This window comes from Prevotella sp. TF12-30 (genome assembly GCF_003436715.1).
Lineage (GTDB): Bacteria > Bacteroidota > Bacteroidia > Bacteroidales > Bacteroidaceae > Prevotella > Prevotella copri_A.
The window spans coordinates 49,709-72,798 of the sequence record NZ_QSQJ01000016.1 but is presented as its reverse complement, the minus strand read 5'-3'; the positions used below and the strand labels follow the sequence as shown (position 1 = coordinate 72,798).

The 23,090-nt window shown below is 47.6% G+C and carries 17 protein-coding genes; 8 read left to right on the top strand and 9 right to left on the bottom strand.

Annotated elements, in window-relative coordinates; all coding sequences use genetic code 11:
• Positions 1-144: helix-turn-helix domain-containing protein (locus DXD25_RS08060; RefSeq protein ID WP_147327875.1), on the top strand; the 144-nt coding region annotated here is incomplete at its 5' end.
• 505 nt (positions 145-649) lie between these two features.
• Here the strand turns inward: DXD25_RS08060 and DXD25_RS08055 are convergent.
• From DXD25_RS08055 to DXD25_RS08035, 5 genes are all read right to left on the bottom strand, one after another.
• Positions 650-1,348, bottom strand: coding sequence for a tRNA 2-thiocytidine biosynthesis TtcA family protein (locus DXD25_RS08055; protein WP_117662778.1), 699 nt, complete (start codon positions 1,346-1,348; stop codon positions 650-652).
• A 164-nt stretch (positions 1,349-1,512) separates the two neighbouring features.
• Positions 1,513-3,045 (bottom strand): ribonuclease Y, encoded by a 1,533-nt coding sequence (gene rny, locus DXD25_RS08050; protein ID WP_117662776.1) that lies wholly within the window; start codon positions 3,043-3,045, stop codon positions 1,513-1,515.
• Positions 3,046-3,070: 25 nt separating this feature from the next.
• Positions 3,071-3,361, bottom strand: a complete 291-nt coding sequence (locus DXD25_RS08045; protein WP_117662775.1) for a cell division protein ZapA — start codon at positions 3,359-3,361, stop codon at positions 3,071-3,073.
• A gap of 26 nt (positions 3,362-3,387) precedes the next feature.
• Positions 3,388-3,681 carry a hypothetical protein gene (locus tag DXD25_RS08040; protein WP_089544209.1) on the bottom strand — a complete coding sequence of 98 codons (294 nt, stop codon included), beginning with the start codon at positions 3,679-3,681 and terminating at the stop codon, positions 3,388-3,390.
• A gap of 91 nt (positions 3,682-3,772) precedes the next feature.
• On the bottom strand, positions 3,773-4,423 hold the full coding sequence (locus tag DXD25_RS08035; RefSeq protein ID WP_117662773.1) for a hypothetical protein: 651 nt from the start codon (positions 4,421-4,423) through the stop codon (positions 3,773-3,775).
• 294 nt (positions 4,424-4,717) lie between these two features.
• Between DXD25_RS08035 and rfbA the strand changes: the two genes are divergently transcribed.
• The 3 genes from rfbA (at position 4,718) to DXD25_RS08020 (ending at position 8,662) form a co-directional block, all read left to right on the top strand.
• On the top strand, positions 4,718-5,596 hold the full coding sequence (gene rfbA / locus DXD25_RS08030) for a glucose-1-phosphate thymidylyltransferase RfbA (RefSeq protein ID WP_117662771.1): 879 nt from the start codon (positions 4,718-4,720) through the stop codon (positions 5,594-5,596).
• Positions 5,597-5,658: 62 nt separating this feature from the next.
• Positions 5,659-8,190, top strand: a complete 2,532-nt coding sequence (locus DXD25_RS08025) for a GumC family protein (RefSeq protein ID WP_117662769.1) — start codon at positions 5,659-5,661, stop codon at positions 8,188-8,190.
• A gap of 43 nt (positions 8,191-8,233) precedes the next feature.
• Complete coding sequence (locus DXD25_RS08020; protein WP_117662767.1) at positions 8,234-8,662, top strand: BT0820 family HAD-type phosphatase; 429 nt, start codon at positions 8,234-8,236, stop codon at positions 8,660-8,662.
• Between the two features lie 279 nt (positions 8,663-8,941).
• Here the strand turns inward: DXD25_RS08020 and DXD25_RS08015 are convergent, their stop codons facing one another.
• The 4 genes from DXD25_RS08015 to DXD25_RS08000 form a co-directional block, all read right to left on the bottom strand.
• A complete protein-coding gene (locus DXD25_RS08015; protein WP_117662765.1) occupies positions 8,942-11,092 on the bottom strand; it encodes a peptidylprolyl isomerase in 2,151 nt (716 codons plus the stop codon).
• 174 nt (positions 11,093-11,266) lie between these two features.
• Positions 11,267-12,538: a hemolysin family protein gene (locus DXD25_RS08010; protein WP_117662763.1), complete on the bottom strand. Its 1,272-nt coding sequence runs from the start codon at positions 12,536-12,538 to the stop codon at positions 11,267-11,269.
• Between the two features lie 37 nt (positions 12,539-12,575).
• Positions 12,576-13,235, bottom strand: a complete 660-nt coding sequence (lptC, locus tag DXD25_RS08005; protein WP_117662761.1) for an LPS export ABC transporter periplasmic protein LptC — start codon at positions 13,233-13,235, stop codon at positions 12,576-12,578.
• Positions 13,236-13,292: 57 nt separating this feature from the next.
• Entirely contained in the window at positions 13,293-14,585 is a 1,293-nt protein-coding gene (locus DXD25_RS08000; RefSeq protein WP_117662759.1) for a hypothetical protein, read from the bottom strand.
• Between the two features lie 166 nt (positions 14,586-14,751).
• On the opposite strand from DXD25_RS08000, the gene DXD25_RS07995 reads away from it, so the two are divergent.
• From DXD25_RS07995 to feoB, 4 genes are all read left to right on the top strand, one after another.
• On the top strand, positions 14,752-16,029 hold the full coding sequence (locus tag DXD25_RS07995; RefSeq protein WP_233522233.1) for a DUF4105 domain-containing protein: 1,278 nt from the start codon (positions 14,752-14,754) through the stop codon (positions 16,027-16,029).
• A 78-nt stretch (positions 16,030-16,107) separates the two neighbouring features.
• On the top strand, positions 16,108-16,467 hold the full coding sequence (locus tag DXD25_RS17160) for a hypothetical protein (RefSeq protein WP_233522232.1): 360 nt from the start codon (positions 16,108-16,110) through the stop codon (positions 16,465-16,467).
• Positions 16,468-16,703: 236 nt separating this feature from the next.
• On the top strand, positions 16,704-20,045 hold the full coding sequence (secA, locus tag DXD25_RS07980) for a preprotein translocase subunit SecA (RefSeq protein WP_117662753.1): 3,342 nt from the start codon (positions 16,704-16,706) through the stop codon (positions 20,043-20,045).
• A 231-nt stretch (positions 20,046-20,276) separates the two neighbouring features.
• Positions 20,277-22,808: a ferrous iron transport protein B gene (gene feoB, locus DXD25_RS07975; protein WP_117662751.1), complete on the top strand. Its 2,532-nt coding sequence runs from the start codon at positions 20,277-20,279 to the stop codon at positions 22,806-22,808.
• The last annotated feature ends 282 nt before the right edge of the window (positions 22,809-23,090 follow it).

Here is a 23,090-nt window from a genome sequence, read left to right as displayed (position 1 = left end):
GATGTCAGCCGACAGGAAATGGCAGATATCTTCGGCATCCAGAAGTTCTCGCTCCTCCGCTGCCTCTCTGAATTCGAGGAGAAGGGTGCCATCAGGATTGAGGGCAAGACCATCACCATACTCAACTCGGATGAAATGAAATAAGCTGTTTCTCGCCGAGATGGTAGCATAAAAATCACCCACTCCCCGAGAGTGTAGCAACACCAGGAAAGATGGTTTCGGATATCGGCATATAGGGTGCTTGCAGGAGGCATATTGGGCATCAGCCTACACTCAATATAGCATCAGCCTACGCCATATACGGCATGAGCTTGCATCATATATGACGTAAGCAATCATCATATATGACGTAAGCAATCATCATATATGGCACTCAAAAGCAGGATAATAGTAAGCCTCTTTCAAAAATACTCTTCACTCTTCACAAAAATAGCATAAGTGTTTGTATCTAAGGAATTTGTGCGGGTGAAGAGTAAAAAGAAGAGTGGTGCTTTTATAAAAACCTCCCGACGCATCGTTTTGTGCCTGGCAATGGCAGATTATTGCCCTGGTAAGGGGCAATGTTGTGCCATAGTGAGGCAATAAGCGATACAAGCCGCTTTACGCATCGTAAGTACTATCAGAGATACCTGCTAAAACCTGCCAGACCTTATCCCCTATTCATCATCGCCCGCCAAAGACTGTATCTCGCCTCGGGATTCAGCTGTTCCAGCTGCTGGAAGATCTGCTGCATATCACTGCGGCGCGTGGTCTCCTCGTACGGACACAGCGCCTTCTGCTTCGTGAATTGTAACTCCTCTGCCACCTGACGGATATCCTTCTCATGCGCCAGACAAAGGGGACGGATGATAGTGAGCGGATAATGCTTCAACCGCAGACTAGGAAGCATCGTGGAGGCAGAACCCTCGAAGGTGATATTCATCAGGAAAGTTACGAGGATATCATCCATGTGATGGCCCAGGGCTATCTTATTGAAACCATTATTCACCGCAAACTCGAAGAGCGTCTTGCGGCGGTTCCAGGCACAAAGGAAACAACGGGTCTTGCGGGGATCGGTGGATTCATCGAAAGAACTATGCAGGATATGAAGTTTGATGCCATTCTCTGCACAAAATGCCTGCAGATAAGAACGGTCGGTCTCGTAAGGGATGTTATCCATGATGATATGCGCCGCCTCCACCTCAATATGCGGCTTATAGATGCGGGCACGCTGAGCCAAGAGGCGCAACAGTTCCAGGGAATCCTTTCCGCCGCTCAAGGCAATGAGAATCCGGTCACCATCCTCCAAAAGGTGATAATCCACGCATCCTTTATTGAATCGCTTTAAAATCTTCTGTTCTGCTTTCATCACATTATATTATATAAATGTAGCCGTACATGATATGAAAGAAAAAAGCCGCTGTCCCCTAGAGAACAGCGACTTTATCAAATACATTCCTCATCCTATGAAGGAGAGAAACGACAATTTTAACTTCGAATATATGAAAACGCGTTTTATCGCTTGCTTCCTTCTTACTTGGCGTAAGCTACACTGCGAGTCTCACGAATCACGGTGATCTTCACCTGACCAGGATAGGTCATCTCGTTCTGAATCTTGGTTGCAATCTCATCAGAGAGCTTGATACTCTGCTCATCGCTCATCTTGTCGGCACCCACGATGACTCGAAGCTCACGACCAGCCTGGATGGCATAGGTCTTTGTTACGCCAGGATAGCTCATAGCGATAGCCTCAAGATCGTTCAATCGCTTGATATATGCCTCTACAATCTCACGGCGGGCACCTGGACGGGCACCTGAGATGGCATCACATACCTGTACGATAGGAGCCAGAAGGGTGTTCATCTCCATCTCGTCGTGGTGAGCACCGATGGCATTGCAGATATCTGCCTTCTCCTTGTACTTCTCGGCTATCTTGGCACCATAGAGTGCGTGTGGCAACTCGCTCTCCTCGTCTGGCACCTTACCGATATCGTGCAACAGACCGGCACGCTTTGCCTTCTTAGGGTTCAAGCCCAGCTCAGAAGCCATCACCGCACAGAGATTGGCAGTTTCGCGCGCATGCTGCAAGAGGTTCTGACCATAAGATGAACGGTACTTCATCTTACCGATGATACGAATCAGCTCTGGATGCAGACCATGGATACCGAGGTCGATGGCTGTACGCTTACCGGTCTCGATGATCTCATTATCCAACTGCTTCTTCACCTTGGCTACCACCTCCTCGATACGGGCTGGGTGGATACGGCCATCGGCTACCAGCTGATGGAGAGCCAGACGGCAAACCTCACGGCGCACAGGATCGAAGGCTGAGATAACGATAGCCTCAGGAGTATCATCTACCACGATTTCCACACCGGTGGCAGCCTCGAGAGCACGGATGTTGCGGCCTTCACGACCGATGATGCGTCCCTTGACCTCATCATTATCGATATGGAATACAGAGACAGAGTTCTCGATAGCTGTCTCGGTAGCCACACGCTGGATGGTCTGGATTACAATCTTCTTAGCCTGCTGGTTGGCATTGAGCTTGGCATCATCCATGATCTCATTGATGTAGCTGGCTGCATCAAGACGAGCCTGGTCCTTCAGGCTCTCTACCAAGCGACTCTTCGCCTCCTCGGCACTGAGACCTGAAAGCTCTTCGAGCTTAGCCTGCTCCTGCTTCTGCATCTTCTCGAGTTCCTGCTGCTTTACGGCGAGGAGTTTCTTCTCATTGTCGATGCGCTGCTGATACTGCTCTACCTCCTGCTTGCGGCGACCGAGGTCTTCCTGGCGCTGGTTGAGCGAGATTTCGCGCTGCTTGAGCTTGTTTTCACTCTGCTGGATGCGGGAGTTGCGCTGCTGCACCTCCTTCTCCAACTCGGCTTTCTTATTGAGGAACTTCTCCTTCACTTCGAGAAGCTTTTTCTCCTTTACTACTTCTGCCTCTTTGCTGGCAGCATCTATCATTTCATTATATTTTCCCTTAATGACATAACGGAAAATGACATACCCCACGATACCTCCCAACACGAGAGCTACCAGGGTCGCTATTATTGTTACCATATATGTATTATAATTATTAATATTCTTACTTAGCCAAGGTATCTTCTATCTCCGCAGTCAGCTTGTCCAGAATATCATTATATGGTTGGGTATCATTTTTATCTGATTCCTTCTCGAATCTCAAAGCTACGTCGATGAGAGCCATATACAAAATCTCCTTGTCGCTCTTGCGCCCCTTGAAGATTTTCGCATACGAATTGACAATCTCATCGATCAACTTAGCCGACTTACGATAATACTCCTCATCCTCTCTCGGTATTCTTACCGTGAGGTCGGTATCATATACATGTAATCTGATCTGTAATTTATCTTCCATCTGATCTGCCTCCGCTTCAATAGTTATTACTTGTCGCTCAGTAGCGTTATACACTTGTTGACATCTCTGATGAGCTTGGCGATGCGCTTCTGGGTGGTCTCCATGTCGGAGTCGGAAATCGTCATCATCTTCGCCATCTTCAGACTGTCGTAATCATGCTTTGCCTGAGTCAACTTCTCCTGCAATTCCTTGATCTTGGCATCGCGCTCATCCACCATTGCATACAGCTCTGCATTCTCATGCTTGATATCTTCAAACTTGAGAATCATCTGCCTTACTCTTGTGGCAAACGTATTGATTGTTTTCTCACTAGCACTCATGCCTTTTTATTTTTTGGCTACAAATTTAAGAGAATAATTTGAAAAAAACAAATATTCTCCTGTTTTTTTTATCTTTTTGGGAGAATATTGGCTACTTTCCCATCTTTTGCTTTGCCTTTTCCACCTCTTCATCGGATGGACGTGGCTCCTTCTTTGCCAACATCAGTACCTGGAAGGTGAAATCGGTAACCCATTGCTGACTGAACTTCAGACGGGTGTTGAAGTGGCGCAAGCCAACCACGGTCTTCAGTACGCTGGCATCCGAGAAATCGTTCTTGTTGAAGATATCGTCCACAGTCTGTGCAGTGAGCTTATAGAGGGTCTTCTTCATGAAGCTTGGCAGACGAAGCTTGAACTTCATCAGGTTGCCCATGAGCATCATCAGATCCTGGGTGAAGTTCTGGAACTGGATGAGATAGGTATTGACATCCTGGAGCTTCTGGCAGTTCTTGCGGATGCTGGCATCAATCTCCTTGAAAAAGTTATCGTCGGTATCATAGATGTTCTTCATCATCTTCTTGACCTGTGCCTTCTCGCCGATGCCCAGACGGTTGTTGACGGTAGGAACATGGAGGCTGGTCTTGAAGACACGGAGGTCTGGAAGCATAGCCAGATTGGTGATACCTAATTGTGAAGCCAAGGCTGCCTGGAAATATACACGGACCAGGGTCATGTAGTCTTCCATTCCACCTACTTTCTTATCTTCGTCTTTACGACTGAATAGTTTAGAAAATATTCCCATTCTTAATCTTATTTATTCATTAATGTTCTTAAATGTTCTGCAAAAATACAATAAAATCGCAAAATACCCAAATTAAGAGATGTTTTTTTTCCCCGAAAGCATATTTTTCCTATATTATATGAAGATTTTAGGCTGATTATTTTCACCGCTCAATATTTTTTAGTAACTTTGCCACGTTTTTAAAGACGTTTTTCTGTTCCGCACAAAGACTGCATTGACTGTGGAATGTGCAACATATAAAAATAAAAAGGTATAATAAGAACTTTTACCATAAAAAGAAATAAAGAAGAAGATATGAAAGGAATCGTATTAGCAGGTGGTTCGGGCACCAGACTATACCCCATCACCAAGGGCATCAGCAAGCAGCTGATTCCTATCTTTGACAAACCTATGATATATTATCCCGTATCGGTACTGATGCTGGCTGGTATCAAGGAGATTCTAATTATCTCTACGCCTTTCGACCTGCCTGGATTCAAGAGACTGCTGGGCGACGGAAGCGAACTGGGGGTTCACTTCGAGTATGCTGAACAGCCTTCGCCTGACGGACTGGCTCAGGCGTTCATCATCGGAGAGAAATTCATAGGGAAGGATGACGTCTGCCTCGTGCTGGGCGACAACATCTTCTACGGAGCCGGCTTTACCGGACTGCTGAAGGAGAGCGTGAAGGCAGCCGAAGCAGGACAGGCAAGCGTATTCGGCTACTACGTGAACGATCCGGAAAGATACGGCGTGGCGGAGTTTGACAAGGACGGCAACTGCCTGAGCATCGAGGAGAAGCCAGCACAGCCTAAGAGCAACTATGCCGTAGTGGGACTCTACTTCTATCCGAACAGTGTGGTGGAAGTGGCGAAGCACATCAAGCCTAGTGCGCGTGGAGAGCTGGAGATTACCACAGTGAACCAGCACTATCTGGCAGAGAAGACCCTGAAGGTAAGAACCCTGCAGCGCGGTTTTGCCTGGCTGGATACCGGTACCCACGACAGTCTTTCGGAAGCCAGCACCTTCATTGAGGTGATAGAGAAGCGCCAGGGACTGAAGGTAGCCTGCCTGGAAGAGATAGCCTACAACCAGGGATGGATTGACAAGGAACAGCTTAAGAAACTGGCTGAACCGATGCTCAAGAACGGATACGGACAGTATCTGATGGCTATCGCTACAGACAACAGATAAGAAACTGGTTCCTAAGAATTCATTCATATACAAATTCAACGCAAAACAATAACATTAAAATAATGGAAGAAAACAAGAATTTAGAATTGGAAAACGTGCAGAACCAAGAGGAAAAGTCGGCTATCGACTTCCAATTGATCTACACCACACTTATCCTTAACTGGAAGTGGTTTATTCTATCCATCATCTTATGTCTCGGTTTGGGATATCTCTACCTGCAGCATGCAAAACCTGTATTCCAGACTACGACAAAAGTACTCATCAAGGATGATGACCAAAGCAAGCGAGGCGGTGGTATGAGCAGCAGCATGATTCAGAGTGCAGCCAATTTGGGTTTCATGACGAACTCAAACGGTATTGACAACGAGATGGAAATCCTGTCGGCTAGCGATATGGCACGTCAGGCTGTCATTGACATGAAAACCTACGTAAACTACTACCACAAGGGTATCTTCAGATCACCACTGGTCTATAAGGAACAGGAAATCAATGTGGATATGGATGCCAAGAACCTGCAGAAGCTAAATGCTCCTGTAAAATTAAGCATCGAGAAAGACGGCAAGCAATTCCATGTCACTGGAAAATACTACATGCCTATCGATGCCTTCACCCACGAAAAGGATCCTATTGAGTTTGAGAAGACCATCAATGGTCTGCCAGCAACCATCAATACACGAGTAGGTGCCATCCTGCTGACAGCCAACAAGGGCTACAACATGGAAGACGGCGACGTATTGAAGGCTGTGATCGTATCACCTGAGATGGCTGCAGAGGAGTATGTGAAGAATCTGACTGTCAGTCAGACCTCAAAGACTACAACCATCGCTGAACTCGTACTGAACGACGAGAACCCACAGCGCGGTTTGGATTATCTGCATACTCTTATTAAGGTATATAACCGACAGGCTAACCTCGACAAGAACGAAATAGCCTATCGTACAGAACAGTTTATCAACAACCGTCTGGAGAAGATCAACTCTGAACTGGGCACTACCGAAAACCAGTTGGAAAGCTACAAGAAGCGCAACAAGGTGATAGAGATGAAGCTCAATGCTACAGCTGCTATTGCCAACGCAGATACCTATACCCAGAAGTTGCAGGAAGCTAACACCCAGGTAGAACTGCTTAAGGAACTCGGAAAATATATGGATGAGCCAGGCAACAAGTACAAGCCTATCCCATCTAACGTTGGTTTGACTGATGAAAGTTCTACAGAGCTCATCAATCAGTATAACAAGATTGCCCTGGAGCGCAGCAATGCATTGCACTCTGCCAGCGAACTGTCACCATCGGTTACTCCACTGACTGCACAGTTGGAGGAGTTGACCAAGTCTATCAAGCGTGCCATGCGCCAGGCTCGTCTGGGTATGGAAATCCAGCGTAACAGCATCGCATCTCAGGCCAACCAGTATAACAGCCAGATTGGCAACTCTCCAGAACAGGAGCGCGTATTGACACAGATCGGCCGCCAGCAGGAAGTAAAATCAGGTCTCTACCTGATGCTCTTGCAGAAGCGTGAGGAAAACTCAATCTCTCTGGCTGCTACAGCTGACAAGGGTAAGATCATCGACGCTCCATCACTCGTAGGAAAGACCAGTCCTAAGGCTGCCATCATCCTGCTTATCGCATTGGTATTAGGTTTTGCCATCCCAGCAGGAATCCTCTTCCTGATTGAGTTCTTCAAGTATAAGATTGAGGGCCATGCAGATGTTGTCAAGCTGACTCAGATTCCGGTTATCGCAGACATCCCTGTAGCCAGCGATGTTTCCAAGGGTAGAGCAGATATCGTGGTTCACCAGAACGTCAACAACCTGATGGAGGAAATCTTCCGTGGATTGCGTACCAGCATCCAGTTTATGCTGAAGAAGGACGAAAAGGTTCTGATGTTTACCTCTTCAACCTCTGGTGAGGGTAAGACATTCGTTGCCTCTAACGTAGCCATCTCTCTGGCTCTGCTGGGCAAGAAGGTCATCGTAGTAGGTCTGGATATCCGTAAGCCTCGTCTGGCAGAGTTGTTCGAAATCGACAACCATCATACTGGTATCACCAACCTGATGGTTCACGAGAACAACACTTGGGAGGATATCCAGAAGCAGATTCTCTCTTCGGGCGTCAACAGCAACCTCGACCTGCTGATGGCTGGTCCAGTACCTCCTAACCCAGGTGAGTTGATTACCCGTCCAAGCCTCGATGCCATCATCAAGGAACTGAAGAACCATTACGACTACATCGTGCTTGATACAGCACCGGTAGGATTGGTTAACGATAGCTTGCAGCTCGGCAGACTGGCAAACCTCTGTATCTATGTTTGTCGTGCAGACTATACCGCAAAGACAAGTTTCGGCATGATCAACGGATTGAATGCCGAGAAGAAGTTGCCTAACATGTGCCTGGTACTGAATGGTGTGGATCTCTCCAAGAAGAAGCACAGCTTCTACTATGGTGTGGGTAAGTATGGCAAATATGGCAAATACGGTAACTATGGCAACTACGGCAACTATGGCAAGTATGGTTCATACGGTCAGTATGGCAGTTACGGCAACTATAGCAACAGCCACTATGGCAATGCCAATGATACAAGTATCAAGAAGTAGTAATCGACAATTATAAATCATTAAACGAGAAAGGAATTTAAATATGGCAACAATTGCTGTTGATTTTGATGGTACTATCGTAACTCACGAGTACCCTAAAATTGGTACAGAGCTGCCTTTTGCCACAGAGACACTCAAGATGCTCATCAAAGACCATCACCGTCTCATTCTTTGGAGTGTGCGCGAAGGAAAGCTTCTGGATGAAGCCGTAGAATGGTGCAGAGAGCGCGGTGTGGAATTCTGGGCAGTCAATAAAGACTACCCGGAAGAAAGCGTAGAGAGCAACAACCATTTCTCACGTAAGCTCAAGGCTGACTGGTTTATTGACGACCGTGGTATCGGTGGTCTCCCTGACTGGGGAGAGATTTACCAGATTATCACAAAGCACACAAGCTATCGTCGTCTTATCAAGCAGAAGTTGATGTCAACACAAGAACCACCAAAGAAAAAGCATTGGTGGAGCCGTGGATAATCCCTGTTGAGGATAACTTCACAAACCATACTAAAGAAAAAAGGTGTATCGCCAAATTGAGCGATACACCTTTTTTATGTTATACAACGAAGGTTAGCAACAGAACGTCCAGATGGGTCCAACAACTGCCAGAATGTACTAAACTACTATTCTAGGCTATAATTCACCAGTGAGGTACTTCTACCCTTAAAGACATATAAAACAGCACAAAGAGACATGAAAAAAGGGGTGGTTCCTGCAAGAGAAACACACCCCAATTATTTAATTTTAAATATGTTTTTAGAAGAACAAGTAGCGGTTATCCACTACGTGAGCCTTCATATAAAGCTCGTTCATGAAGTTGCCGGCATACTGCATAGCCTTCTGGCGGCACTTCTGCTCGTAAGCCTTCTCATCGAACTTAACAGGACGGTTGGTCTTGCCAGTAACCTGGAAGAGATAAACACCTGCGTTACCCTTTACTGCGTTAGCTACGAAAGCACCCTTCTTGGTAGCAGAAACTGCACCAGAAACAGCTGGCTCGCTGGCACCTGTAGCAGAGATGAAGGTAGGAGCTGCGAAAGTAATCTGATTAACGGTAGCAATCTTGGCACCCTTAGCCTTAGCTGCAGCGATACTCTTCACACCAGCTACCTTAGCCATAATCATCTCAGCCTTCTTGTCCTTGATGACCTCAGCCTTTACCATCTCCTTAACCTGAGGATCGCTCAAGTCGCGGTAACCGATGCGATGAATCTTATCCAATACTACTACGAGCAAGTGGTTGTTGTCACCACACTCATACATAGGAGAAACCTCACCCTCCTTGCTCTCGAAGATCCACTTCAAGGCATCACGGGTAGAATGGATGTTGGCTACATAGTGAGTAGCTGTTGTCATATCATTCAGGTTCTGTACGCGATAACCGCTCTTGGTTGCATTCTTCAAGAGATCCTCTGACTTAGGATTAGCACTTACATAGCTAGAGAACTTGTTGTATGCTGTACGGTATGTATCGTTAGAGAACTGAATCTCCTTCTTGATGACTGCTGCCACATACTTGGTTACCATTGCCTTGCGGTCGCAAACCTGGAGGATGACATAACCCTGACCGAGCTGAAGCTCATTGTATGCATTGACAGAAGCTGTATTCAAGGTGTTGATGAATGCCTTGTTGTCCTTATCCATAGTCTGAGCATACTCATACTGCTTGGTAGTCATCCAAGCCTTCTCACCAGTCTGACCATACTTCTTAGCGAGTGCCTCGAAGTCTGCACCAGCAGCAAGAGCGCTGTGGATTGAATCTGCCTTGGTCTTAGCCTCTGCCTGAGAAGCTGCTGCCACCTGGATGACACGATACTGGATAGAGTCTGGCAACTGCTGCTTGCTCATCAGCTTCACGATGTTCAATGTGTTATCAGAAGCGTTAGCCTTTACTGCAGAAGTAGCACCAACAGCCATAGAATCGATAGCAGAAGCAATGTCTGATGGCAAAGCCTCCTTGCTCACTGGGATACCCAGGTAAGCTACGGTAGAAGCTGACTTGCGGACAAGCTCTGCAGGATCAGCTGCAGCAGCGAGCTGTGTATGATACTCAGCAAACTCCTTGTTGAGTGCTGCACGGTCGGCCTTGGAAGCCTCAACCTGAACATCGATGAACTTGATATCTCTGCTCTCTACAGGCTGCTTGAAGCGAGCCTTCATCTCATCATACTTAGCCTTCAGGTCGCTCTCCTCTACCTTCACCTTGTCGTCCTGAACATCAGAATAAGGGAAGGCAGCCAACTGGATCTGGCTCTCCTCGTTCTCCTCCTTGAAAGCCATCTTAGCCTCTACAGGGTTTGAAAGGAAGCAGTGTGCCAGGAGTGCCTGATACTTCTGAGCCAATGTCTGCTGACGAAGTGTCTTCTCGATGAATGACCAGTAGTTGAAAATCTTGGTGTACTGTTCCATCATCTGAGGATTAGCAGATGGGTTAGCCTTCTGAGCCTTGTAATCAGCCAGGAACTTCTGAAGAGAAGATGCGTCGAAACGACCTGTCTGCTGATTTACGAATGGAGTCTGCTGAAGCATTGGGTTTGTACCTGTCTTCAGGATGTCCTGAAGCTCTGCGTCTGTTACGGTAAGACCCAACTTGCTAGCCTCCTGGGCAATGATCTGGTTCTGTACGTATGTATTCCATACCATGTCCTTCACCTGATTCATCTGCTCCTCAGGAAGGTTTTCCTGACCTTGTTGCATTTTAATAACCTCTGTGTACTCATCAACGAGCTTCTGGAAATCCTGCACGCTGATTTTCTCGCCATACACCTCACCGATTTGCTGACGCTCATTGTTCTTTGCAGAATCGCAAGAGCGGAAAGCTTCCTCAGCAATGAAGGCGAAAAGACCGAAACTGATAATACATACCAGTATCACGCCTCTTTTTCTAATTGTTCCTAATGCTGCCATTACGTTTTAATTATTATTATTATTTTATTTTTTCCTTATTAGGATTGTACTGCTTTTGAAGCAAGTAGCCAATTGGTTGCAAAAATACAAAAATAATACGAGAAAAGGGAATTTTTCGGTATCTTTTTTGGCTGGAAACGCAAAAAAGTCGAAAAATTCCCTCTTCTCATCCAACTATTTGATGATGTGGAGTTTCACAAGTTCTATCTTACGGGATGTGGACTTGATAATCTTAAACTCAAACTTGTCGAATTTAATTACTTCATTCAGCTTTGGGAAACTCTGATATTCGTGAAGAATGAGTCCGCCCAGAGTCATATACTCATCACTCTCAGGAAGATCCAGATCGAACAGATCGTTCACCTTGTCTATCTCCAGACGAGCCGACAGCAGATAGTCGCCGTCATCGGTCTTCTTGGCTACATACTTAGCAGAATCGTGCTCATCCTCGATATCACCGAAGATCTCTTCCACGATATCCTCCAGACTCACCAGTCCGCTGGTTCCGCCAAACTCATCTACCACAACGCCCAGCGACTTCTTCTGCTGCAGGAAGGTCTGCATCAGCTTCTGCGCCTGCATGGTCTCCGGCACGAAAGGCATCGTACGGATATGATCCTGCCATCTCTTCGGATTGTGGAAGAGCTCGGAACTGTGGATGTAGCCCACGATATGGTCGATATCATCCTCATAGACGATGATCTTGGAGTTTCCGCTTTCGATGAACTTCTGGCGGAGTTCCTCCAGCGAGGTATCGATCTCTACCGCCTGAATCTCGGTACGTGGCACCATACAGTCGCGCACCTTGGTATCTGAGAAATCCAGGGCATTCTGGAAAATCTTCACCTCGTCGTTGATCTCGTCCTCATTGGTGGCATTGTCGATGCTCGACTGCACCAGATAGTCAAGATCTACCTTAGAAAAGCCTTCATCTCCCTCTTCAGACTCCATCTTCATACCCACCATGCGCAGCAATCCCTTGCTGAGGAAGGTACTGAACTTGCTGATAGGCCAGAGAATGACGTAGCACAGATACGCAAACGGACTGAAGATGGACAGCAGTCGGTTTGGATTCGACTTGAAAAGCGTCTTCGGCAGGAACTCACCCGTAAACAACACGATGAGTGTAGAGAGAATGGTATCGCAGGTAACCTTGACACCATCATCCTGACCAGCAAAGATGGTATTATCAAACAGACGGGCTATCAGGATACCATATACTACGAGGGCTATATTGTTGCCCACCAGCATGGTACTGACGAATCCGTTGGGATGATTATAAAAGAGCGACAAGAGTCGCTGCGTAAGTCCGTTTTTCTCCTTGTCCATTTCCGCCAACATACGGTTGGAGGAGACGAAGGCTATTTCCATTCCACTAAAGAATGCAGAAAACACCATCGTGATGAGGATACTCACTATCAGACTTATATCAACTTCTTCCATGATACATTATATCGTTAAAAACATATTTCCTCCTACCCTATCAATGCATGATAGGAATGGTGGTGGCTCGCTGCGGCGTTGCCGGCTGGCGCATAGGCACACTGGTAGAATCGGATGATGAAGCAGAAGATGAACTGCCTCCACCTCCAAAGTCGCCCTTCTCGAAGCTACCCTTAGAATTGCTCACAAAATAGCGGGTCATACGCTCATCGCTCCAGAAATAGGAACCCTGAAGGGTACGCTCCGGAGTAACGAGCTTACTGAACACATGGCTGGAGAGTTCATGCTTGTTCTCATCCCAGGTGAGCTGCTCGCTGGTAAAGCGAAGACCATCCTTGGTGAGGATGCGCACACGGCCATAAAGCTTCCAGACACGCTCCTGATCAAAGTAATAAGCCGTATCACACTGGATATAGCTGTTGATGTGGAACTTCTCGTCAAACTGTTCGAGCAGCATACCCTTATCAAAAATCCAGCGGGAAGGCACACGGTTGGTATTCACCTCCCATCGCTCGGTAACGATGCGGTACTTGATGACACCCGAATCACTGATGAGGGTATTGACGCCATACGAAGTCATCATCGCCACAGAGTCTCTGTCGTGGATAGCAGGCGCAGTATGTTCTACCGGATTCTGGCAGGCAGCCAAAACCCAGGAAACTATGACACCTATTACTATGAAATATTTAATCTTATACATTATTATATATATAGAAGATGTGGCATCTCCCGAAGAAGACACCACAATATGGGCAGATTACTGCATCTTCCACTTCTTGAACCAATCCTCGTTGAAAGTGAATCCGATGTTCAGGCGGAAGATATTCTCCTTGATAAGTCCGGTAGCCGAATTCTTCACCCACTGGCCGCTGATATTCAACTGCGAACGGTTATTGTAGGAGTTCATGATAGGAATACCGAAACCGGCACTTACAGAAAGCTCCTTAGGGCCATCCACGCCGTTCACCTTATAATATGGTGTAGCAAAGCTCACACCGGCACGGTAAGCCACACGCTTGAGGAAAGCACGGCTGCGCTCACCATAGCAGTACTGGAATCCGACATTCACCTTGCTGCGATCCTTATACACCCCATCGCGCAATGCCCAAGGCTCGCTGCTGTTAGCCTCGTAGGTAGGATAGCCCAGGCTACCCCATTTCTGCAGACTGTAATCTACACCAATCTTCCACTGGTTGTTGTGATTCCACATCAAACCGGCGCCATACATTGTAGGCAACTCGTAGGCATTCTTGATGCTGAAGGCAAGTGTATCAGATGTACTGGTCTGCGCATTGGAAGAAATGATGCTCATATCGGCATCGGCATGCAGGTTATGACCTGGCGAATAAGTGACACCCAGGGTTACCTCATCCTTCTTCGACAACTTCTGGGTATATTGCACACCCAGGTCGATCTTGTAGTTGTTCACACGAGTACCATAGGTGCGGTAAAGAGACTTATAATAGCTGTTGCTATAGTAGTTCTGCACGGTTCTGTCGATGGAACCCCAGATATAGCCAATATTGGCACCGACAGACAAGCCCTTGAGCGGAGACCAGCCGGCACCCACATATACCTGATGCAAACCGCCTTCACCCTCGTAAGAGTTGGTGTAGGTAACATCCTTGTCGTTCTTGTTCACCCATCCGCTGGTAGAATAGTTGTATCCCACGTTGGTGAAAGGGATAATACCAAAACTCATACCCAGATGGCGGAAGAGGCGGAAGCCTGCTACCACATATTCGAGATTGGAGTTATTGGCATTCTTCTTCACCCCGTTCTCGTTGAAGTTGGTTACCTGACCCGAGATACCTGCATCCAGGATGAAAGTCATGGAGTCGATGGCAGCATAGGAAGCAGGGTTCAGATAGTTAATCTGATTATGCTCATGAAAACCAAGTCCAACACCATTCATACCACGGTTGAAGCCAGAAGTCTGTTCAGACAAAACGCCTAAACCATACTGGCTGTATGGAGAATTAGTACCACTTTGGGCATTAACCATAAGAGTAGAACCCAACAAGAGGGCTGCTAAAATAAACTTTCTCATTTATATATAAATCAGTCAAAATTATATTCAGAGTGCAAAAGTATTAAAAAAAATCTAGAAAAAAGAAGGATATTCCAAAATAATAAGTTATTTTTGCATCGTGAAACGATTTAAGCATATTTTTGGAGTCATTTTAGCGGTTATTTTAACCAATTTAACTACTAATGTGACAGCACAGGATTTTTCAGGCTATCAGACTCCTGACATTTCTGTGCAGAACAGTCGTGTCAATGAGGATGCTACATCCTGGCTCGACTCAGTAGATATTTCGCTCCTCACCTGCGGACCAGGCAACGAGGTATGGTCGTACTACGGTCACACAGCCCTGCGCATCCAGGACAAGATGCACGGCAGCGATGTGGCAGTCAACTGGGGCATGTTCAGTTTCAGGAAGAGCTTCTTCATCCTGCGCTTCGTATTCGGACTCACCGACTACCAGATCGGCATCTACCCAATGACCGACTTCCTCGCCGAATATGCAGCAGAAGGAAGATGGGTACGCCAGCAGCGCATCAATCTCTCCAGGGACGAGAAGATCAACATCCTGCATGCCATCGAGGAGAATGCCAAGCCGGAGAACCGTACCTACCGGTACAACTTCTTCTTCGACAACTGCACCACCCGTGCAAGGGAGATGATTCTCACCAACATCGGTTACTGCAACACCAACTTTGATGATAAGGAAACCCAATCCACCTATCGCCAGGAAATCCACAAGCTGAACGGAGACCACCGATGGAGCCGTTTCGGCAACGACCTGCTCCTGGGCTATCTTTCCGACCAGCCTATCAGCAAGCGTGAATGGGAGTTCCTGCCAGACAACCTGAGCCGTGACTTTGCCACAGAAGGCAGAAAAGACAATATGAATGCACCCCAGGATCTGGCTAGCACCCGATACGACAACGGCAAGGAGGGCTATATCACGATGGTAGATAGCACCAGCTACCTGATACCGAAGCAGGCACAGGTGGCAGAATCGGAAGCCATCACCCCAATCATGGTGGCAACATTCATCGCCATCATCATCATAGGCGTGAGCATCATCGAATGGCGCAAGAAGAAGAACTTCTGGGGGTTTGATGCCTTCCTGCTCATCCTGACGGGTCTGCCGGGCATCATCCTCTTTGCGATGATCTTCTCGCAGCACCCTACCGTGCAGATCAACTTCCAGCTCCTGCTGCTGAACCCAGTGAACCTCATCTTCGCTTGGAAAACCATCTCGAAGATGAGAAAAGGCAAGCTCTACTGGTATTACGAGGTATGGGGATGGTGCCTGCTCGTAGCATTGCTCCTGCAAATCTGGCAGAGCTATGCCGAAGGAATGAGCACTTTGGCATTCTCTTTGCTGATGAGATATGCGATTAAGTCAACCCTGCTCGACCTCAACAGCAGCAAGCTGGCTATACAGAAACAATTAATGAATAAACTCAGAAAAGACAAGTAGAGACACTTCTCCAAACCGAAACAGAGAGAAGATGCTCTAAAAAAGACTTTCAAAAGTTACATAAATAAAGAAAATAAAATGATGGTAAACAGATATATCACAGCCCTTTTGGTTGTCCTGGCGGCAACCGGCATGGAGGCGCAGACTTATCAGCAGGCGCTGAAGTTTGCGCTCACGGATATATCCTACGATGAATTCATCCAGCAACCGGAGGCGAAGGCATTGGAGGAGGACATCCTCTATGTCATCAAAGCCATCAAGCAGGCTTCCGAAGAGGAAAACATGTCAGAGCATCATTACCATCAGGCAGCTGTGCCTGCAGCTGTCAAGACTGACATTCTGACAGATTCACATTTAAATATTTGTTTTCGCCCCGTTGTGGTGCATAAGTACAAAGCACCCTTCGGAAGCATTGTTATTCGAGGTCCAAACTGCTGATTATGTGCTTTCTGACAGCAAAACTAGCAAGAAATGCAGCCAGAAAGGGCAATAATTGGTAAAATATTGCAGATTTACAGATATTTTTTGTATTTTTGCAAGCTAGTAAACAAACAACAGGAAAAAGCAGAAGAGGAAAAAGGACTGACAGACCACATTTGTCTTAACTCCTTTAACTCCTTAACTCCTTTAATTCCTATATCATACATCGAATAATAATAAAAAATAAATATACAATGAACTTTAACAAAATTCTTCAGTCATTGTTTGGCAACAAGTCAACTCGCGATATGAAGTTGATCCAGCCAATCGTAGAGAAAGTCAAGGCAGAATACCCTAAGATGAATGCCTTGAGCAATGACGAACTTCGTGCAAAAACAAAGGAACTCCAGAAGTACGTACAGGAGTACGCTAAGGAAGAGAAGGCTAAGATTGCCGAACTCAAAGCTAAGATCGAGGACACTCCAATCGACGAGCGTGAAGGTATCTTCAACCAGATCGACAAGTTGGAGCAGGAAGCACTCGACAAGTATGAGGTTGCACTCAACGAGGTTTTGCCTCAGGTTTTCGCTATCGTAAAGGATACAGCACGCCGCTTCGCTGAAAACGAGGAGACCGTAGTTACTGCTACAGACTTCGACCGCGAGCTGGCTTCAAACCCAGCCAACGACTTCGTGACCATCGACGGCGACAAGGCTATCTATCACAACCACTGGACTGCCGGCGGTAACGATATGAAGTGGGAAATGATACACTACGACGTACAGCTCTTCGGTGGTGTTGTTCTCCACCAGGGTAAGATTGCAGAGATGGCTACCGGTGAGGGTAAGACCCTCGTAGGTACTACTCCTATCTTCCTCAACGCATTGACAGGTAACGGTGTACACGTAGTAACCGTGAACGACTACCTGGCTAAGCGTGACTCTGAGTGGATGGGACCTCTCTATATGTTCCACGGCCTCTCTGTAGATTGTATCGACAAGCATCGTCCTAATTCCGACGAGCGCCGCAAGGCATATATGGCAGACATCACCTTCGGTACCAACAATGAGTTTGGTTTCGACTACCTGCGTGATAACATGGCTACCAACCCTAGCGACCTGGTACAGCGCCAGCACAACTACGCCATCGTCGATGAGGTTGACTCCGTGTTGATCGATGATGCCCGTACTCCATTGATCATCTCTGGTCCTATTCCAAAGGGCGACGACCAGATGTTCGAGCAGTACCAGCCACTGGTAGAGAAGCTCTACGAGGTACAGCGCAAGCAGGCTACCGAGTTGCTCGCCGAGGCTAAGCAGAAGATTACAGAGGGCGGCAAGACCAAGAACCAGCAGATGCTTGAGGAAGGTTTCCTCTCACTCTACCGTTCTTACAAGGCGCTGCCTAAGAACAAGCCATTGATCAAGTACCTCTCTGAGGAGGGTATCAAGGCTGGATTGCTCAAGACCGAGGAATTCTATATGGCAAACAACAACCGTGAGATGCCTAAGGCTGTTGAGCCTTTGTACTTCGTGGTTGATGAGAAGCTGAACTCTGCCGACCTGACCGATAAGGGTACAGAGTGGTTGGCTAAGCAGGTGAACGATAGAGAGCTCTTCGTATTGCCTGATATCACTACACAGATGAGTGACCTGGAAGCTCGCACAGACATCTCTGACCAGGAGCGTCTGGACATCAAGGACGAGTTGCTGGCTCACTACGGCGTACAGAGCGAGCGTGTTCACACCTTGCAGCAGCTCTTGAAGGCTTACACCATGTTTAATAAGGACGATGAGTATGTTGTCATGGACGGTCAGGTGAAGATCGTGGATGAGCAGACAGGTCGTATCATGGAGGGTCGCCGCTGGAGCGATGGCTTACACCAGGCTGTAGAGGCTAAGGAGCATGTAAAGGTAGAGGCAGCAACACAGACCTTTGCTACCATCACACTCCAGAACTACTTCCGTATGTACCACAAGCTCGCAGGTATGACCGGTACGGCAAGCACCGAGTCTGGTGAGTTCTGGGATATCTATAAGCTCGATGTAGTTGAAATTCCTACCAACCGCCCTATCCTGCGTAAGGACTTGGATGACCGTGTATATAAGACTGCCCGCGAGAAGTATCGTGCCGTCATCGATGAGATTGAGGAGACACGTAATGCTGGTCGCCCAGTATTGGTTGGTACCACATCTGTAGAAATCTCTGAGTTGTTGAGCAAGATGTTGAAGATGCGCAACATTCCTCATAATGTATTGAACGCCAAGCTGCACCAGCAGGAGGCTCAGATCGTAGCCGAGGCTGGTCGCTCAGTAAATGGCAAGGGTGCCGTAACCATCGCTACCAACATGGCAGGTCGTGGTACCGATATCAAGCTGACCCCAGAGGTGAAGGCTGCAGGTGGTCTCGCCATCATCGGTACAGAGCGTCATGAGAGCCGTCGTGTTGACCGTCAGCTCCGTGGTCGTGCCGGACGTCAGGGTGACCCAGGTTCTTCTGTTTTCTATGTATCATTGGAGGATAAGCTGATGCGTCTCTTCGCTTCTGAGCGTATTGCCAAGGTAATGGACCGTCTCGGTTTCGAGGATGGCGAACGTATCGAAAGCCCAATGATCAGCAAGAGCATCGAGCGTGCACAGCGCAAGGTTGAGGAGAACAACTTCGGTATCCGTAAGCACCTCCTGGAGTATGATGACGTGATGAACCGTCAGCGTACCGTTATCTACGAAAAGCGTCGCCACGCCCTGATGGGTGAGCGTATCGGTATGGATATCGCCAACGTAATCTGGGACCGCGTACTGAACATCGTGAACAACAACGACTTCACCGGTGCCAAGGAAGAGTTCCTGAAGGTCCTCGCCATGGAGATTCCTTTCACAGAGGAGGAATACGAGAACGGCAGACGCGACGAGATGGCTGAGCGTGCCTTCCAGGAGGCTATGGCTGCCTTCAAGCGCAAGACCGACCGCATCCAGGCTACAGCAATGCCTATCATCAAGCAGGTGTATGAAAACCAGGGTGCGATGTACGAGCGCATCATGGTGCCTATCACCGACGGCAAGCGTATGTACAACATCGCATGCAACCTGAAGGAAGCTTACGAGACTGAGGCAAAGAACGTAGTGAAGGAGTTCGAGAAGAGCGTAGTACTCCACATCATCGATGATGACTGGAAGGAGAACCTCCGCAAGCTCGATGAGTTGAAGCACTCAGTACAGAATGCCAGCTACGAGCAGAAGGATCCATTGCTCATCTTCAAGTTGGAGAGTGCAAAGGTATGGGACGCTATGATCAATGATATGAACGACCGCATCGCCAGCATCCTGATGCGTGGTCAGATTCCTGTCATGGAGCAGGAGCAGCCAGTTCAGGAGGCAGCACCAGAGCAGCACACCCAGCAGAACTACGTAGAGAGCAAAGTGGATATCGATGCTGAGCGTGCAGCACAGGAGGCAGCAGCCAATCAGGATACCCGCGAGGGAGCTGACCAGGTGAACCGCACTCCATACCGTGCCGAGCACATGCCTCGTCCTAACGATCCATGTCCATGCGGCAGCGGAAAGAAGTTCAAGAACTGCCACGGCAGAAACATCTAATCACCAGAAAGGATGATAAGTGATGACAGCGAAATCTTGCCATCACAAGAAATAATGATAAGAATACCTAGATTTGATGATACTCTCATCATTTCTAGGTATTTTTGTTATAAATAACTTCATTGCTACCGAGTTGCAAATAATTATTAGTATTTTTGCAGTCAAAAAGAAAAAAGAGCTGGCAATGAAGCCAGTTTCTAGAGAAAATAAGGTTAATTCAAGGAAAGATATATGAAATTATCAGAACTTAAAACAGGTGAAAGCGCCGTTATCGTCAAGGTTTCAGGCCACGGCGGCTTCCGCAAGAGAGTCATCGAGATGGGATTCATCAAGGGCAAGAAGGTAGATGTGCTCCTGAACGCCCCACTCCAGGACCCTGTGAAATACAAGATTATGGGTTACGAGGTGTCACTCCGACACAGCGAAGCTGACCATATCGAGGTGGTTTCCATCGAGGAAGCCAAGCATGATGCAAAACTCTGCAAGGCGGAAGAAGAAGACCGCCAGCAGGTAATTGACTCAAAAGTAGTAGATTCCAACGATAGCGACGAGCAGGCGCTCGGCGACAAGATGCTCGTAGCTGAAAGAAAAGACTCTGCCAGCAACGAAGCCTTGGCAGAACAGAAAGCAGAAAGACTCCACCGCGTCATCAACGTGGCACTGGTGGGAAATCCAAACTGCGGAAAGACTTCCCTCTTCAACTTTGCATCGGGTGCTCACGAACGTGTGGGCAACTATAGCGGAGTAACCGTGGATGCCAAGGTGGGCGAAGCCGAATACAACGGCTATCATTTCAACCTGGTAGATTTGCCAGGCACCTATTCCCTTTCTGCCTATTCTCCGGAAGAGCTTTATGTGCGCAAGCAGCTCATCGAGCATACGCCGGATATCGTCATCAACGTTATCGACACCAGCAACCTGGAGCGCAACCTCTATCTCACCACCCAGTTGATAGACATGCACATCCGCATGGTCTGTGCTCTCAACATGTTTGATGAAACCGAAAAGCGTGGCGATAACATCGACTACGACAAGCTGGGCGAGCTCTTCGGTATCTCGATGATTCCTACCGTCTTCACCAATGGTCGAGGCGTGGATAAGCTCTTCGAGACCATCATCGAACTCTACGAAGGCAAGGAAGATTCCAGCGCTCACTATCGCCATATCCACATCAACCACGGACATGAGATAGAGCACGGCATCGAGCATATCCAGAAATATCTGAAGGCAGATGATTCCATCCGCCAGCGCTACTCCACCCGTTACCTCTCCATCAAGTTGTTGGAGAATGATAAGCACGCTGAGGAATACGTTAGTCATCTGAAATCGGCCAAGGAAATCTTCGCAGCCCGCAATGAGGCAGCCAAGCGTGTGAAGGAAGAGACTCTGGAAGATAGCGAAACCGCCATCATGGATGCCAAATACGGTTTTATTCATGGAGCATTGCAGGAAGCGGGCTATGAACCGGGCAAGGCAAAGGATACCTATCAGGTAACCCATCTCATCGACAGCATCCTGACCAATAAATATGTAGGCTTCCCAATCTTCGTCCTCCTGCTGTTCATCATGTTCTCAGCCACCTTCGTGCTGGGCGAGATTCCTAAGGGATGGATTGAGGACGGCGTGGCATGGCTGGGCGAGTTCATCAGCAATACAATGCCGGATGGACCAGTGAAGGATATGCTGGTAGATGGTGTGATTGGTGGTGTTGGTGCGGTCATCGTATTCCTGCCACAGATTCTGATTCTGTATTTCTTCATTTCTTATATGGAGGATTCGGGATATATGGCTCGTGCCGCCTTCATCATGGATAAACTGATGCACAAGATGGGCCTGCATGGCAAGTCATTCATTCCGCTGATTATGGGATTCGCCTGCAACGTACCAGCCGTGATGGCAACAAGAACCATCGAGAGTCACCGTTCCCGTCTGATAACGATGCTGATATTGCCATTGATGAGCTGTTCGGCTCGTCTGCCAATCTACATCATGGTCATCGGAACATTCTTTGCCATCCAATACCGTTCACTCATTATGGTATCACTCTATCTCATCGGCATCTTCCTTGCCGTGATATTGAGCCGCATCTTTGCCAGTTTCGTGGTGAAGGGCGAAGATACCCCATTCGTGATGGAGCTGCCTCCTTACCGCTTCCCTACCTGGAAGGCGATAGGCCGCCATACCTGGGAAAAGGGTAAGCAGTATCTGAAGAAGATGGGTGGCATCATCCTCGTGGCAAGTATCATCGTCTGGGCTTTGGGCTACTTCCCTCACAATGAGAAACTTGACAACCAGGCTCAGCAGGAGCAGAGCTATATCGGCAGAATCGGTAAGACCATCGAGCCTATCTTTACCCCACAGGGTTTTGACTGGAAGTTAGATGTGGGCTTGGTTTCCGGTGTAGGTGCCAAGGAGATTGTAGCCTCAACAATGGGCGTGCTCTACAGCAACAACGACAGTTTCTCTGACGATCAGGATTACAACGATGAAGACGGAAAATATGAGGTTTTGAAGAAGCAGATGACTTCTGATTTGAAGAAGACCTACGGTTACAGCGATGCCGAGGCGGAATCTAAGGCAACGCTCACCGCCTACTGTTTCCTCCTCTTCGTATTGCTCTACTTCCCTTGCATCGCCACCATCGCCGCCATCAAGGGAGAGACGGGCAGTTGGAAATGGGCAGGCTTCGCCGCCGGCTACACCACGCTATTGGCATGGGTAGTATCAGCCCTGGTCTTCCAGATAGGAAGCTTGTTTATCTAATATAACAACGTAAATTCAAACAAAAAGGGTGTGACTAGTCGATTAGTCACACCCTTTTTGTTTGTTGCTCATAAGAATGATGTCCGTTCTTACCTGCCGGAAAAAGCAGGAGAAGCAGGAAAGTTCTTGGTAAGCCATAAGAAAAATGTTTCTGTCCCTAATAGAAATCTATGTTCAGCAGTGTTGAACCTATGTTCAGCAGTGTTGAACTTACGTTCAGCAGTGTTGAACTTACGTTCAGCAGTGTTGAACATAGAAATCCATTAAGAAAAGAAACAATTA